Annotated in this window: 13 protein-coding genes; all 13 read left to right on the top strand. The window is 67.3% G+C overall.

Annotated features, from left to right (window positions below; translation table 11 throughout):
* Nucleotides 1–87: 87 nt before the first annotated feature.
* Genes ACZ9C1_RS04785 through ACZ9C1_RS04725 form a run of 13 tightly spaced genes read left to right on the top strand, consistent with a single transcriptional unit; the run spans nt 88 to nt 15,310 of the window.
* Nucleotides 88–1,437 carry a UDP-glucose dehydrogenase family protein gene (locus ACZ9C1_RS04785; RefSeq protein WP_476253672.1) on the top strand — a complete coding sequence of 450 codons (1,350 nt, stop codon included), beginning with the start codon at nt 88–90 and terminating at the stop codon, nt 1,435–1,437.
* Nucleotides 1,434–2,498, top strand: a complete 1,065-nt coding sequence (locus tag ACZ9C1_RS04780) for an NAD-dependent epimerase (protein ID WP_277503844.1) — start codon at nt 1,434–1,436, stop codon at nt 2,496–2,498. The genes ACZ9C1_RS04785 and ACZ9C1_RS04780 overlap by 4 nt, the downstream gene beginning before the upstream one ends.
* Nucleotides 2,495–3,241 carry a sugar transferase gene (locus tag ACZ9C1_RS04775; protein ID WP_046855782.1) on the top strand — a complete coding sequence of 249 codons (747 nt, stop codon included), beginning with the start codon at nt 2,495–2,497 and terminating at the stop codon, nt 3,239–3,241. Before ACZ9C1_RS04780 ends, ACZ9C1_RS04775 begins: the two co-directional genes overlap by 4 nt.
* A gap of 1 nt (nt 3,242) precedes the next feature.
* Nucleotides 3,243–3,890: a CpsD/CapB family tyrosine-protein kinase gene (locus ACZ9C1_RS04770; RefSeq protein WP_277503843.1), complete on the top strand. Its 648-nt coding sequence runs from the start codon at nt 3,243–3,245 to the stop codon at nt 3,888–3,890.
* A gap of 22 nt (nt 3,891–3,912) precedes the next feature.
* Nucleotides 3,913–4,932, top strand: coding sequence for a polysaccharide biosynthesis/export family protein (locus ACZ9C1_RS04765; RefSeq protein WP_102682285.1), 1,020 nt, complete (start codon nt 3,913–3,915; stop codon nt 4,930–4,932).
* 14 nt (nt 4,933–4,946) lie between these two features.
* Nucleotides 4,947–6,521, top strand: a complete 1,575-nt coding sequence (locus ACZ9C1_RS04760; protein WP_476253671.1) for a GumC family protein — start codon at nt 4,947–4,949, stop codon at nt 6,519–6,521.
* Nucleotides 6,518–7,624, top strand: a complete 1,107-nt coding sequence (locus tag ACZ9C1_RS04755) for a glycosyltransferase family 4 protein (protein ID WP_277503840.1) — start codon at nt 6,518–6,520, stop codon at nt 7,622–7,624. Before ACZ9C1_RS04760 ends, ACZ9C1_RS04755 begins: the two co-directional genes overlap by 4 nt.
* Nucleotides 7,621–8,991 (top strand): O-antigen ligase family protein, encoded by a 1,371-nt coding sequence (locus tag ACZ9C1_RS04750; protein WP_476253670.1) that lies wholly within the window; start codon nt 7,621–7,623, stop codon nt 8,989–8,991. The genes ACZ9C1_RS04755 and ACZ9C1_RS04750 overlap by 4 nt, the downstream gene beginning before the upstream one ends.
* Entirely contained in the window at nt 8,988–9,953 is a 966-nt protein-coding gene (locus tag ACZ9C1_RS04745; protein WP_476253669.1) for a glycosyltransferase family 2 protein, read from the top strand. Before ACZ9C1_RS04750 ends, ACZ9C1_RS04745 begins: the two co-directional genes overlap by 4 nt.
* Nucleotides 9,946–11,082: a glycosyltransferase gene (locus ACZ9C1_RS04740; RefSeq protein ID WP_139670955.1), complete on the top strand. Its 1,137-nt coding sequence runs from the start codon at nt 9,946–9,948 to the stop codon at nt 11,080–11,082. Before ACZ9C1_RS04745 ends, ACZ9C1_RS04740 begins: the two co-directional genes overlap by 8 nt.
* A 9-nt stretch (nt 11,083–11,091) precedes the next feature.
* Nucleotides 11,092–12,099 (top strand): polysaccharide deacetylase family protein, encoded by a 1,008-nt coding sequence (locus ACZ9C1_RS04735; RefSeq protein ID WP_111532370.1) that lies wholly within the window; start codon nt 11,092–11,094, stop codon nt 12,097–12,099.
* Nucleotides 12,099–13,403 (top strand): oligosaccharide flippase family protein, encoded by a 1,305-nt coding sequence (locus ACZ9C1_RS04730; RefSeq protein ID WP_476253668.1) that lies wholly within the window; start codon nt 12,099–12,101, stop codon nt 13,401–13,403. The genes ACZ9C1_RS04735 and ACZ9C1_RS04730 overlap by 1 nt, the downstream gene beginning before the upstream one ends.
* Nucleotides 13,400–15,310: a hypothetical protein gene (locus ACZ9C1_RS04725; protein WP_476253667.1), complete on the top strand. Its 1,911-nt coding sequence runs from the start codon at nt 13,400–13,402 to the stop codon at nt 15,308–15,310. The genes ACZ9C1_RS04730 and ACZ9C1_RS04725 overlap by 4 nt, the downstream gene beginning before the upstream one ends.
* The last annotated feature ends 34 nt before the right edge of the window (nt 15,311–15,344 follow it).

The raw sequence follows: 15,344 nt of genomic DNA, 5'->3' as shown, positions 1-15,344 counted from the left end.
TGCTTTGACGCAATTCCACCGGGCTGAGCTATACCCAATTCACATCACTGTTTCATCTCCCTTACTCATCCATTCGAGGCACCGCGCATGGACGTGAGCGTTTTTGGCACCGGTTATGTCGGACTGGTACAGGCAGCAGCACTGGCGGACGTAGGTCACCGGGTACTGTGCGTGGATGTCGATACCCACAAGATCAACCAGTTACGCCAGGGTGTGCCGCCGATCAGCGAGCCGGGCCTGTCGGACTTGCTCGAGGACAACATCAAGGAAGGTCGCCTGCTGTTCAGCACCCAGGCCAGCGACGCCGTCAGCCACGCCGAGCTGATCTTCATCGCCGTGGGCACCCCGCCCGACGAGGACGGTTCGGCCGACCTGACCCATGTGCTCAACGTCACCCGGCAGATCGCCGGGCTGATGGAGACCGACCATACCCTGATCATCAAGTCCACCGTGCCGGTGGGCACCGCCGACCAGGTCATGGCGCTTGCCCGCGACGAGTTGCAGCGCCTGGGCAAGGGCCAGTTGCACGTCCGCGTGGTGTCCAACCCCGAGTTTCTCAAGGAAGGCAGCGCCCTGGCCGACTGCATGCGCCCGGACCGCATCATCGTCGGCACCCTCGACGAGGTCGCCCATGACCAGCTGGCCGAACTGTACGCGCCGTTCTGCCGCAACCACGAAAAACTGATGTTCATGGACAACCGCAGCGCCGAACTGACCAAGTACGCCGCCAACGCCATGCTCGCCACCCGCATCAGCTTCATGAACGAGCTGGCCAACCTCAGCGAACACCTGGGCGCCGATATCGAGGCGGTACGCCGCGGCATCGGTTCCGACCCGCGCATCGGCTACCACTTCATCTACCCCGGTTGCGGCTTCGGCGGCTCATGCTTCCCCAAGGACATCAAGGCCCTGCTGCACACCGCCGCGCACAGTGGCATGCCGCTGCGCCTGCTGCAAAGTGTCAGCGAGGTCAACGACCAACAGCGGCGCATCCTCTTCGCCAAGCTCAAGCAACGCCTCGGCGGCCTGGCGGGCAAATCCATCGCCCTGTGGGGCCTGGCCTTCAAGCCCAACACCGACGACATGCGCGAGGCGCCCAGCCGCTACCTGATGGAAGCGCTGTGGGCCGAGGGCGCCACGGTGCGCGCCTATGACCCCGAAGCCATGGACGAATGCCGGCGCCTGTACGGTTACCGCGACGACCTGCAGCTGTGCGCCACCCGCGACGACACCCTGCAGGACGCCGACGCCCTGGTGATCTGCACCGAGTGGAAGAATTTCCGCGTGGTGGACTTCTCGATGCTGGCCAGCAAGCTGCGCGCGCGGGTGATCGTCGATGGCCGCAACCTGTACAACCCTGAACAGGTGGCGGCCCACGGCCTGCACTACAGCGGCATCGGCCTGCGCCAGGTCAGCCCGCAGGCGGATGCGCCATGAAAGTGCTGGTCACCGGCGCGGCCGGTTTCATCGGCGCCCATACCTGCCGCCAGCTGTTGCTCGAGGGGCATCAGGTGGTGGGGCTGGACAACTTCAACGACTACTACGAGCCGTCGCTCAAGCATGCGCGCGTGCACTGGGTACGCCAGACAGCGGGGGATTTCCCGCTGCACTGCCTGGACCTGGGCGACCGCGACGGCATGGCCCGGCTGTTCGCCAGCGAACGCCCGGACGTGGTCGTGCACCTGGCCGCCCAGGCCGGTGTGCGCTACTCGCTGCAGAACCCGCAGGCTTACCTGGACAGCAACCTGGCCGGTTTCCTCAACGTGCTCGAAGGCTGCCGCCGGCACCCGGTCCAGCACCTGCTGTACGCCTCGTCCAGTTCGGTGTACGGCGCCAATCAGCAAACGCCGTATCGGGTCGAAGACGCCGTGGACCACCCGCTGTCGCTGTATGCCGCCACCAAGAAGGCCAACGAGGCCATGGCCCACAGCTACAGCCACTTGTACGGCATTCCCTGCAGCGGCCTGCGCTTCTTTACCGTGTACGGCCCCTGGGGCCGCCCGGACATGTCGCCGATGCAGTTCGCCCGGGCGATCAGCGAAGGCAGGCCGATCCAGCTGTTCAACCATGGCCGCCACCAGCGCGATTTCACCTATATCGACGACATCGTCGAGAGCCTGGTGCGGCTGATCCCCCTGCCCCCGGTCGCCGACCCGCAGTGGAATGCGCTAACCCCGGATCCGGCCAGCAGCCACGCGCCGTGGCGGCTGTACAACATCGGCGGGCAGCGTCCGGTGGAGCTGCTCGACTACCTGGCGCTCCTGGAGAAACACCTGCAGCGCAACGCGGTGATCGAACTGCTGCCGCTGCAACCAGGCGATGTCCTGGCCACCTGCGCCGATGCCAGCGCCCTGGCCAGGGTCACCGGATTCACCCCACAGATAGGCCTCGATGAGGGGCTCAGGCGCTTCGTCGCCTGGTTCAAGAGCTACTACTCGCTCGCCGCCAGCGAAGCGGCGCCCACGGGTGAGCAGCCAGATCAACGGAGGGCGGTATGACAGGACAACCCAAGAGCGCGCAACTGCAGGCGCTGTACCAGGACAAACGCATGGACCCGGCGCACCGACAGCGCATTGATGCCGCCATCCACATGCAGGGCCGCGGCTGGATCACCGGCCGCGTCGGTGGTCGCCCCTGGACCCTTTCGCGCACCAACCGCGTGCTGTCGTGCCTGGCCGCGCTGACCCTGCTGCTGCTGCTGTCGCCGCTGTTCCTGGTGCTGGCGCTGCTGATCAAGCAGTCCAGTCCAGGCCCGGTGTTCTTCGTGCAGAAGCGCACCGGCTACCGCGGCCGAGCCTTCGGCATGTTCAAGTTCCGCACGATGGTGGCGAACGCCGAGGCGTTGAAGGATTCGGTGCGCCACCTGAACAAGCATGGCGCCGATGCCATCGACTTCAAGATCGACAAGGATCCGCGCATCACCTCGGTCGGCGGCTGGTTGCGCAGAAGCAGCCTGGACGAGCTGCCCAACCTGATCAACGTGGTCACCGGCGATATGCGCCTGGTCGGCCCGCGCCCCACTTCATTCAACGCCTACCGCTACCACGACAACCACCTGGCGCGGCTGTCGATCTACCCGGGCATGACCGGCCTGTGGCAGATCTCCGGGCGCAGCAACATCGACTTCGACCAACGGGTGGAGCTGGACCTGAGTTACATCAACGAACAGAGCCTGATGCTGGACCTGAAGATCCTGCTCAAGACCCCGTTCAAAGTCTTCACTGGCCACGGAGCAAGCTGAGATGGACGGTTCATCCTCAAGAAGCCTGACGATCGCTACCCCAAGCGAGACCAACCTGACCGCCACCGTGCTCGACCTCGACCAGCGCACCCTGCTGCTGACCGCGGCCAACACCGGCAGCGGCACCAGCACCAGCGCCCTGGCCTTCGCCAGCCAGCTGGCCCTCATGAGTGCCGGCAACGTGCTGCTGATCGATGCCAGCCTCAGCCCCGGCGGCCTCAGCCAACAGCTCGGCCTGGCCAAGCTGCGCGGCTACAGCGACCTGCTGTTCAACCAGGACACCCCGCCGCTGGCCCAGGACTGCATCGTGCGCCTGTCCGACCAGCCGTTCGACGTGCTCCCGGTGGGCACCTGGAAGCGCGGCCGCGACCGCCTCGACCACGAGCAATTGCGCGCACTGTTGAACCAGTTGAGCAACCAGTACCGCTTCGTGGTGATCGACGGCGAAGCCATCTACGCCAGCGCCGACAGCCTGGTGATCGGTACCTTGGTCGACGGCGTGATCCTGGTCGTGTGCGCCGAGGAAACCCGCTGGGAAGTCGCCCAGGCCGCCAGCCAGCGCCTGACCCAGGCCGGCGCGCGATTGATCGGCAGCGTGTTCAACAAGCGCAAGTACTACATGCCCAAGTGGCTGTACGAAAATCTCTGAGAGGCCGCACAGGATGAACGCCATGAGATATCCCTCGATTGCCCTGTGCGTACTGGCCCTGGCCGGCTGCGCCAGCCAGGAAAACCGCGAGATGCCGGTGCAGATCCTCACCGCGCCTCCCGCCGAAAGCCAGGCCACTGAAGTCGCCCGCCGCGAACAGGTACTACGCCCGCAGGACGTGCTGGAAGTGATTTTCCATGTCAGCAACCGCTCGGCCGGGGCCTACCGGATCCAGTCCGGCGACACCCTGGACCTGAACTTCATGGCCGCCAGCGGCCTGAACGGCAACCAGCTGGTGCAGCCCGACGGCACCATCACCCTGCCCAGCACCAACGCCGCGGTGCGCGTCGAGGGCATGACCCCCGGCGAAGCCGAGAGCGCCATCCGCCAGGCCTACCAGGACAAGCGGGTGTTCAAGCCCAACCGTGACCAGGTCACCGTGCGGGTGGTGAGCCCGATGACCGACGAGGTCAACCTGAAGAACGCCCTCAGCCACCCCGGCACCGGCATGAGCCGCGACATCACCGTGGGCAACGACGGCCGCGCCACCTTCCCGGAAATCGGCTCGGTACCGCTGCAGGGCATGACCGTCAACCAGCTGCGCGACTACCTCAACGAGCGCTACGCCACGTTGCCAGGGCGCATGAGCGTGGATGTGCTGCTCAAGTCCACCGCCGCCAACGAGATCTACGTGCTCGGCGAAGTCGGCCAGCCCGGCGCCTTCCAGATCCGCCGTCCGATCTCCGTGCTCGAGGCGCTGACCCTGGCCCGCGGCCCGACCCTCAAGGCCAAGCTCGGTTCGGTGGTGATCATGCGTCGCGAGGGCAACACCGTGCATGCGGTCAACTACGACGTCGACCAGGCGCTCTCCGGCGGCAGCCAGAAACTCGCCTACCTGCAGCCCGAAGACATGCTCTACGTGCCCAAGACCAAGCTGGCCAGCGCCGCCGAGCTGTCCCGGCAGCTGGCCGACGTGGTGCTGTTCCAGGGCTTCGGCTTCAGCTTCAGCTACCGCGTCGACAATAAAGAAAGCGACGACTGACCGGGGGACGGACCATGACCACGCAACCGAAAGAAAACTACGTACATGAGTTCTTCCGCATCTTCTTCGCCAACCGCCAGTTGGTGAAACGGGTGTTCCTGGTGTTCGCGGTGATCGCCGTGCTGTTGCCGCTGGTGCTCAAGCAGAGCTACGACATCACCGCCGAAGTCATCGTGCAGTCCAAGAAACTCTCGCAGAGCGACACCACCTCGGCGCTCAGCCAGCAGGCCGACCAGTTCATCCCGCCGTCGCTGGCCGACATGGAGACCGAGAGCAACATCCTGCGCTCGCCAACCCTGATCCGCCAGACCATCGGCGAGCTGCGCAAGGAAGGCCACTATCCGGACGAGCCCGGCCTGCTGCGGCGCACCGTGCTGGACACGCTGCGTCACGCGGTGATCGAGCCCCTGCACCGGCTGTTCGGCAATGCCGTGGCGGACGATCGCGACACCCAGCTCGACACCCTCACCGACCAGGCCGTCAAGGACCTCAAGGTCGAGACCCTGCCCGGCTCCAACGTGATTTCCATCACCTACAGCGCCAATGACGCGAAGCTGGGCACGCTGTTCGTCAGCCGCCTGCTGGAGAACTTCCTGGCCAACCGCCAGGACCTGCAGTCCAATGAACTGCCCGAAGCCTTCTACGAGCAGAAGAAGCTGCACTACCAGGCCCGCCTGGGCGACCTGGAAAGCCAGCGCCTGGGCCTGCTGACCGCCATCGGCTCGTCGGATCCGAAGGAGGAGATCACCTTCCGCCTCAACGCCATCAACACCGAAGAGCAGGCGCTCAACCTGCAACGTGACCGCCAGCTGCAGAACCAGAAGTGGCTGGACTACCTGCAAAGCAGCCTGGCCGCGGCCAACAAGGCGAAGATGGCCGACTACGCTTTCCCCTACACCTTCACCACCACGGTCGACAACGTCGCCTTCGAAGACCGCGAGATCAAGCAGCTCGGCGAGCAGCTGACCACCCAGCTGGCCCGCTACAACGGTGACGCCACGGTGTTCCAGCCAGGCTCCGACCAGATGGTCATGGCCCGCCAGCAGATTGCCCAGTTGCGCGCGCAGTTCCTCAAGATCGTCGAGAACCGCATCCGTGAACGCCAGCAGGACCTGGCCGTGACCCAGCAGGTGATCGAGCAGAAGACCCAGCGCATCGCCGACTACAGCAAGCGCATCCTCCAGTTGCGCGAGACCCAGAGCAAGACCCGGCAGCTGGACACCGAGATCGATGCCCTGCACAAGGCCTTTTCCACCTACGCCCAGCGCTACGAGGAAAGCCGTGGCCAGGGCCTGCTCGATGGTAGCCAGTCCAACGCGCGCATTCTCAGCGCCCCGTACGAACCCACCGCGGCGAGCTTCCCGAAACCTGGCCTGATCATTCCGTTCGGCCTGGTCACCGGCCTGCTGCTGGCAATTGCCGTGGTCTACGTCAGGGAGTTCTTCGACCACCGCTTCAAGCATCCGGCGCAGATCAGCCACGAGCTGGGCCTGCCGGTACTGCTGGTGATCAACGACCAGTCCCCGGCGCTGCCCAACCCGCACAAGAGTTGGTCGCTGCCACGCCTGTGGCACTGGGTGCGCAATTGAACGCCGCGCTGCACGCCGGCCGGCCGATCCTGCACCTGCTGAGCAGCGGCGGGTTCTACGGCGCCGAGCGCATGCTCCTGGACCACTGCCAGGCCACCCCCGGCCAGCATCGGGTGCTGTTCCTCGATGCCCCGGCGGACCTGGTGACGCGCTTTCGCGAGGCGGGTGTCGAGTGCGACACCTGCCACGGCCTGGGAGCGGTGCTCAAGGTGCTCGGCGCGCAGCGCGGCGAACGTCCGCTGGTCAACAGTCATAACTTCAAGGGCCAGCTGTTCGGCTGGATCGGCGCCACGCTGTGGCGCCTGCCAATGGTCAGCACCCAGCATGGCTTTACCCCGCGCAGCCGCAAACAGCGTTTCTACACCTGGCTGAGCCTGCAGTTGTGCCGCACGCCGACAGTGGACACGGTGGTGTGCGTGGCCGAGAGCATTGCCCGTATCCATCGCGATGCCAGGGTGCCAGCGGCCAAGTTGCAGGTGATTCCAAATGGGCTGCCCGAGATTTGTGAAACGCAGGCAAAGGATGGCCCGGGGGCGGCACAGCCAGGCGGCGCCCCCTGGCTAGCCGCCTACGTTGGCCGGCTGTCCAGCGAAAAAGGCCCCGACCTGTTCCTCGACACGTTGATCCCGGTGTGTCAACGCCAACCGCGGGTCCACGCCGTGATGCTTGGCGAAGGCCCTGAACGCGATGCCTTGCAACAGCGCATCGACGCTGCCGGTCTGGGCGAGCGCATCACCCTGCCGGGCTTCCAGCGCGACATGCGCGGCTGGATGAAACGGCTGGATGCCCTGGTCATCAGCTCGCGCACCGAAGGCACGCCGATGATCCTGCTGGAAGCCATGCAGGATGGCGTGCCGGTGGTGGCCTTCGGTGTGGGCGGCATCCCCGACGTCATCGAGCACGGCCACAACGGCCTGCTCGCCCGTCCCTTGGCCACGACCGAACTGGGCGAGCATCTCGAAGCGCTGCTGCAAGACCCCGAGCAGGCCGACGAACTGGTTGCCCGGGCTCGCCAGACTCAACGTCAACGCTACCACCTGCCAACCCTGGCACAACGTTGGGCCCAGGTGTATCGAGGCACGGCCGAGGAGGTTGTCGCATGATCATTCCCCTGTCGCTGGTGGCCCTGGTGGCCTTGCTGAGCCTGGGTCTCTTGGCCAGCCCCTACCCGTTCCTGGCGCCCGGCGGCGTGATCGGCCTGGCCGGCGTGCTGGTGCTGTACCGCAAACCGGCCTGGGGCCTGCTGGCGATCGCCACCCTGGTGCCGCTGGAGGGGCTGCTCAAGGACGGCCTGGTGTCCGGCGCCAAGCTGGTGGGCATCGGCCTGGTGCTGATCCTCAGCCTGCAACTGGCAGTGCGCCAACTTCCCGGCGAGCGCCTGCGCAGCAATCAATGGCGCCTGTTGCTGCCGTTCATGGCCCTGTACCTGCTGAGCCTGTGGGCCAGCGACGACGTGGCCCTGTCGGGCGGGCACCTGCGTGAGCTGCTGGTGGGCCTGGTGATGTTCGTCATTACCTTGCTGGTCGGTCGCGACCTCAATCTGCCGCTGTTGGCGCGGCTGATCACCGTCAGCGTATGCGTTACCTGTCTGTTCGCGATCTTCTCCACCAAATACCAAGAGCAGGGCCGCGCCTCGGCCATGCTCGACCCCAACGCCTTCGCCTTGCTGATCACCATCGCCATGCCCCTGGGGCTGTGGCTGGCGATCAAGGCGCGGCAGATCCCGGTCAAACTGTTCTGGGCCGGCTGCTGCCTGTTGCTGCTGGTGGGCATGACCAAGACCGAGTCGCGCTCGGGGCTGGTGGTGCTGCTGATCAGCCTGGGCATCGTGCTGCACAACTACCGCGAACAGCTGACGCGCATCCGCCCGCGCCACCTGGGCTTCGCCATGCTCGGCCTGGCCATCGTCCTGCCCCTGGGCATCGCCTTGATGCCCGCCGGCTACGCCGACCGCATTCAGTCGCTGATGCTGCTCAAGTCCGGGGTCAACGCGCACCAGGACGAGTCGCTGGGGCGGCGCGCTTCCTACCTGGTGGTGGGCAAGGAGATGATCAGTCACAGCCCGCTGCTCGGCACCGGGCCTGGCACCTTCCCCCTGCACTACGCCGACACCGGCTTCTCCAAGGCTTTCGCCCCGGTCAACAGCAAGACCACCGACCTCTACCGCCGCGCCCACAACACCTACCTGGAGCTGTTCAGCGAAGTCGGCCTGCCGGCGGGGCTGCTGTTCGTCGGCATGATCGTGCTGGCCCTGAGCAATTTCTGGCAGGCCCGCGCCGCCTTCCGCGCAGCCGGCGACCCGGACCGCGCCGACCTGATGACCCACCTGACCATGAGCATGCTCGCCATCGGCCTGTTCCTGATGTTCCTCAGCGCCCCGAGCCACAAGTACCTGTGGCTGATGCTGGCGCTGTCCAGCGTGCTGCTTGGCCAGGCGCGTGAGCAGCAGCCCGTGGAGGTGGCCCGATGAGCCGGGTGAGTATCGTCATCCCGATGTTCAACGAAGCCCGCCATATCGGCCGCACCCTCGATGCCGCCCGGCGCTCGGCCAGCGCAGCCGGGCTGGCCTGCGAGCTGATCGTGGTGGACAACGGCTCCAGTGACGACGGCCCGGCGATCGCCCGCGCCCACGGTGCCCAGGTGCTGAGCCTGCCGGGCGTGGCCATCGGCGCCCTGCGCAATGCCGGCGTGAACGCCAGTCAAGGCGACTGGCTGGCCTTCCTCGATGCCGACATCGAGGTCCCGGAACACTGGCTGGACCTGCTGCTGGACCTGCAACGCCGAGGCGAAGGCGATGTCTTCGCCCTGGACTGCGACACCCCGCGCCACGCGCCCTGGTTCGCCCAGGCCTGGCAACGGCGCACCCTGCGCACCGGGCAGACAGTGCAGGACTGTACCTGGCTGCCCACCCCCAACTTGTTGATGCGGCGCCACTGGTTCGAGCAGGTCGGCGGTTTCGATGAGCGCCTGCGCACCGGCGAGGACAAGGACTTCACCCTGCGCCTGCATGAAGCCGGCGCGCGCCTTCGCGTGCTGCGCGAACCTGCGGTGCTGCACTGGGGTTATGAAGCCAACTGGCGCGAGTGGCTGGGCAAGGAGATGTGGCGCCAGGGCAGCCACCTGCAATTGCTGCGCAGCCATGGCGTGAGCCTGCGCCTGCTGCGTTTTCCGATGCTCTCGGTGGGCGCCTGGGTGCTGGATGCCGTTGCCCTGTCGGCGCTGCTCGACGGCTTCCCTCATGTCGCGCTGTTCTTCCTGCTGGTCAGCGCCCTGCCCGCACTGTTCCTCAGCCTGCGCCAGAGCCGCAGGCACCGCGACCCGCTGCTCACGCTGCAACTCTGGGGCCTGCACTGGCTGCGCCTGCACCTGGCCGGCGCGGCCTTCATCCTCAGCCTGCTCAACCGCACCGCAAGGAGGCCCGCCCGTGGCTGAGTTCATTTTCTGGCTATGCCTGCTGCTGCCGTTGTACGCCTGGGTCGGCTACCCGCTGCTGCTGACCCTGGCTGCGCCGTTCTTCGCCCGTCGCACCGCCATGCCGTTGCCCGCGCAACGGGTCAGTGTGGTGATCGCCGCGCACAACGAAGAGCGGCATATCGAAGCCAAGCTTGCCAGCGTGCTCGGCCAGGACTACGCAGCCGCCGAGCTGCAGGTGGTGGTGGCCAGCGACGGCTCCAGCGACCGCACCGTGGCCTTGGCCCGTGGCCTGGGCGACCTCCGGGTGCAGGTGCTGGACCTGCCACGCCTGGGCAAGGCCGGTGCGTTGAACAGTGCCGTGCAGGTGTGCACGGGCGACCTGCTGGTGTTCACCGACGCCGATAACCAGTGGTCGACCGACACCCTCGGCCTGCTGCTCGCCCCCTTCGCCGACGCGCAGGTCGGCGGCACTGCAGGGCATATGATCATTCCCGACCCGGGCAAGGGCCTGAGCATCGGCGACAGCCTGTACCGCCACTACGAAGCCTGGGTGCGCAAGGTGGAGAACCGCACCGGCTGCATGGTCTCGGCCGACGGCGCCCTGCTGGCCCTGCGCCGGGGGCTGTACCAGCCAATCCCGAAACAGGTCAACGACGACTTCTTCATCAGCACCTGCGCACCGGCCGCAGGCCTGCGCATCGTCTATGTGCCCGAGGCGGTGGTGCTCGATCAGGGCGTCGACGAGGCCGACAAGCAGTTCCGCCGCCGCCAGCGCGTCACCGTCGGTGGCCTGCTGAGCCTGGCCGCCCGCCGCGAGCTGCTCAATCCGGCGCGCCACGGCCTGTACGCCATCGCCCTGATCAGCCACAAGCTGATCCGCCGCCTGGCCCCGGTACTGCTGCTGCCGCTGTTGCTGGCCAACCTGTGGCTGGCCGCCGAGCCCGGTTTCTACCGCCTGACCCTGGCCCTGCAACTGCTCGGCTACGCCGCCGCCATCGCCGGCCTGCTCGACGCCCGCCGGCGCTTGCCCCGCCCGTTCCGCCTGGCCGCCTTCGTGCTGGTCACCCTCGCCGGCATGAGCGTGGGCCTGTGGCAGTTCCTGCGCGGGCACAGCTACAGCCAATGGAACCCCGACCAGAATCGATGAGCGACGGACATGCCGATCAAGACCCACATCAAGCAGGCCAGCGGCTGGTTCTATTTCAACTCGCCACGCGGACGCGCCGAGCTGCGTGGCGCCGGGGTGATCCTCATGCTGCACCGGGTGCTGGCCGATGACGCCAGCGCCGCGCTGCCCCACCGCAACGAGCTGTGCGTCGGCCCGCGGGCCTTCGAGGGCTTGCTGCGCTGGCTGCCCCGGCATTTCGACTGCGTCAGCCTCATGGACCTGCTGCAGAGCCACGAGGAACCCCGCGCCGACTGCCGCCCCAAGGTAGCCCTGACCTTCGACGACGGCTGGCGCGACAACGCCGTCAACGCCTTCCCGCTGCTGCAGCGTCACCAGGTGCCGGCAAGCATCTTCCTGTCCACCGACTACATCGGCAGCCGCCAGCGTTTCTGGTGGGAAAGCGTCGGCGAGACACTGTGGGGCAGCCATGGCGAAGAGGCCCGGCGGCAACTGATCGAACGCCTGCGCAAACTCGGCCGACCGTTGCCGGCGGCCTACTTCATGCACGACCACAGCAAGGCCCGCAGCCTGGTGCTGGCGCGCTACCTGCAGACCCTCAAGAGCCTGAGCCCCCAGGCCCTGCACGTGCTGACCGACGCCTGCCCGACAGAGTCGCTGCCCCAGGCCATGGACTGGCAGCAGGTGCGCGCCCTGGAGGACTCAGGCCTGGTGCGTTTCGGCCCGCATGGCGCCAGCCATGCCCTGCTGCCCTACCTGGACGACCATCGCCTCAACGAAGAACTGACCCGCAGCCATGCGGCACTCAACCAAGGCTGCCGCGCACCGCTGCCAGTGTACTGCTACCCCAACGGCGACCACGACGAGCGCGTGCGGGCCCAGGTCGCCGCGCATCGCTACCCCTACGCCCTGAGCACTCGCCCGGGCATCTGCCAGGGTCATGACGATCCGCTGGCCCTGCCGCGCATCGGCGTCAGCCAGCGCAATGCCAGCCGGCCCTCGCTGCTGGCCTGGCGCATCAGTCGTGGAGAACGCTGATGAACCGCAACAGCTACCTGCGCCACCTGGCGCTGAGCATGGGCACCAAGCTTGCGATGATCGCCCTGCGCCTGCTGCGCAACGTGCTGTTGGCGCGCATCCTCGGGCCCAGCGAGCGCGGCCTGTTCGCCCTGCTCAGTACCCTGCCCGACCTGATCAGCGCCGCCACCAGCGGCGGCCTGAACAGCGCGGTCGGCTACCAGGCGGCCAAGCAGCGCGACATGGGCCTGCTGCTGACCCAGGTGCTGGTCTACGGTTGCCTGCTGGCCGGCGTGCTGACCCTGGCCTGCGTATTCCTGGTGCGCGAGTTCGGCGCCGACCTGGAAGTCACCGTGCAACTGGGCCTGCTGGCCTGGCTGTTGCTGCTGGCGGTGCCGATGACCGTGCTCAAGAGCGGCCTGCTGACCCTGCACAACGCCAGCGGCGGCGTCGGCGCCTTCAACGCCCTGCGCCTGACCGAGTCGCTGGCGCCGCTGCTGCTGTTCCTCGGGCTGTTCTGGATGTGGCGAGACGAGGCGCTGGAAGCGGCGCTGATCAGCTGGCTGTGCGGCATCGCCCTGGTCCTGGCGCTGGGCCTGTGGTGGCTGCGCCGCCAGTACCCGCTGGCGCTGCGCTGGGACCGCAGTGGCCAGCGTGAGTTGCTCAGCTACAGCGCCAAGAGCCACCCCGACCTGTTGTTCCAGCAGTTGATCCTGCGCTCGGACTACCTGTTCATCGGCGCGCTGCTCGGCAGCACCGCCCTGGGCCACTACGCCATGGCCAGCGCCGCCGCCGAACTGCTGCTGATCGTCCCCGAGGCGGTGACCACACCGCTGATGAAGCGCCTGCTGCAGCAGGATGCCGGCATGGAGCGCATCACTCCCCTGGCCCTGCGCCTGACCGCCACGGTGATGCTCGGCGCCTGCCTGGGCATGGCGCTGATCGGCCACTGGCTGATCGTCACCTTGTTCGGCGCCGACTACGGCCCGGCCTACCCGGCCCTGCTGGCGTTGCTGCCGGGCCTGCTGGGACTGTGCTATGCCAGCATCCTGCGCCTGGACCTGCTAGGCAAGAACCGTCCCGGCACGGTGTCGTTGATGATGGGCGCTGGTGCCGCGCTGAACCTGGTGCTCAACATCGTCCTCATTCCGGTCTGGGGTATCGTCGGCGCGGCCGCGGCTTCGTCCATCGCCTACCTGGCGGTCACCGTGGCGATGCTGGTGCTGTACTGCCGCCTCAGCGGCGTGCCGCTGGGCCAGACCCTGATCATCCTGCCCGCCGACCTGGCGCCGCTGCGCCAGATGCTGCAGCGGAGGGCGGCATGAAGGCCGCCTTGCTGTGTGGCGCGCTCTTGGCGCAGGGCGTGTTCGCCGCGCCGGTGCAGTGGGCGGACATCCGCGACGGCAGCCTGTACCTGCTCCCCGACCGCGCCGACGAACTGCGTATCCAGTGGCAGCCCGCCTGGCAGGCCGATGCCAACGCCGAGCGTCTGTACCTGCTGGACGGCCAGGGCCGCCTGGCCGGCAACCGGCGGATCGAAGCCGCGCAGGTGCGCGGCGAGCAACGCTGGCCGTTGGCGGCGGGCGGCGGCGCTTATCGCCTGGAGGTGCCCGGCTACAGCTTCCGTGACTATCGCATCCAGCATGACAACAGCACCCGCGCGCTGTTCGCCCCGGCAAAGGTGCACTTCAGCGCTGAAGTCGGACCAGGCGTTACCCTGTATTTCCGGGTCAAGGCCGGCGAGCAGGCGGTATTGGCCGGCAAGCACCACGGCGGCGTGCATGGCCTGTTCGCCGAACGCCTGAGCGATGGCCGGCGCATCCAGCTACCACTCAAGCCCTACCGTGCCTACTGGCGCTTCGATCAACAGGCGCTGCCCGCCAGCGGCCGTGACGAGATCTGGCGACTGGGCCTGCAGGGCAGCGGCAAGGCGGCGTTCTGGCTCGACGGCAGCGCCAACCTGTTCGCCCAGCGCGCCGCCGACCTGGGCGAGCTGCCACAACTGCCGGGCCAGGTAACCCTTGCCTTGGGTGACAAGGTCCTCGGCCCCACCCCACGGCTGGGCGTCGCCCTGCCCTACGTGCTGCCACCAGCCTCGAGCTTCGCCGCGCTGGATGCCCTGCGCCCCCAGGCCGCCGGCTTCTACAGTTTCGTCGACGTACTGCAACGCCAGCCGGACTTCGAAAACGCCTGGCGCAAGCTCTATCAGCAGCGCTTCGGCATTCTCCAGGACATCACCCTGCTGGCCGGCAGCGCCCGGGTCGCCGACCTGCGCAGCGACCGTACCAGCACGGACGGGCTGGACGCATGGCTCGAGGCGACCAAAGCCCTGGGCGGCAAGGGCACTCACTACCTGGCCTTCGCCGACGAGCCGAATCTCAACTACCGCGACTACGCCAGCTACCGCGATTTCTTCCAGGCCCTGGCCAAACGCGTGCGCGAGTATCCCGGTGCCCACGAGGCCGGCGTGCGCATCGCCATGCCGGCCTCCTCGCGCCTGCTCGGCGGGCCTTTCACCGACGACGGCAAGCAGCGCCGCGGCATCGACTGGGCGCGGCGCCTGCTGGCCGAGCAAGGCGCGCAGATCGACGCCCTGGCCTGGCACGAATGGATGGTCCGCGACCTGCTCGCCACCCGCAGCTACCGCGACAGCGTGCGCCAGGCTGCCGCGCTGGTGGGCCTGGATGGCCAAGGGCGGCCGCGCAAGGCGCTGCTGCTGGACCAGACCAACCTGTCCAGCGGCTCGAGCCTGAGCCCCTACGAGCAGAACACCCACTACGCCGGCTTGTGGTGGGCCTCGGTGGTGATCAACGCCGCCAGTGACGGCCTGCTCGACATGCTCAACTGGTTCCATGTCGCCGACGAGCCCGAATGGCCCAAGGGCATGCTGCGCGATGCCGGCGGCCAGCGCTACGAACTCAAGCCGGTAGGCCTGGCCCAGCAGTTCATCCAGCGCCACTGGCTGGACCAGGTGCTGGCCCTGGACAACGACGCCTTCGAGGTCGATGCCCTGGCCATGGCCCGCCAGCACCAGCGCAGCCTGCTGGGGGTGAACAAGGCCGAGCGCCTGCAGCAGGTGACGCTGACCCTCGGCGGCTGCCCCAGCGGCCAGCTCGAACTGTTCGGCCCCGACAACCAGAGCCGCCGCGCCAGCTTCAGCTGCACCGATGGCCAGATCCATTTTCAACTGCCAGGGCAGACCGTATTCGCCCTGACCTGGAGCGCGTCATGAGACGCACCTCGATCAGCCATGCCCAGGAGGCACG

The sequence above is a fragment of the Pseudomonas sp. TE21435 genome (assembly GCF_056279265.1).
The sequence above is the reverse complement of the archived record's forward strand: the minus strand, read 5'-3'. Positions and strand labels throughout refer to the sequence as shown.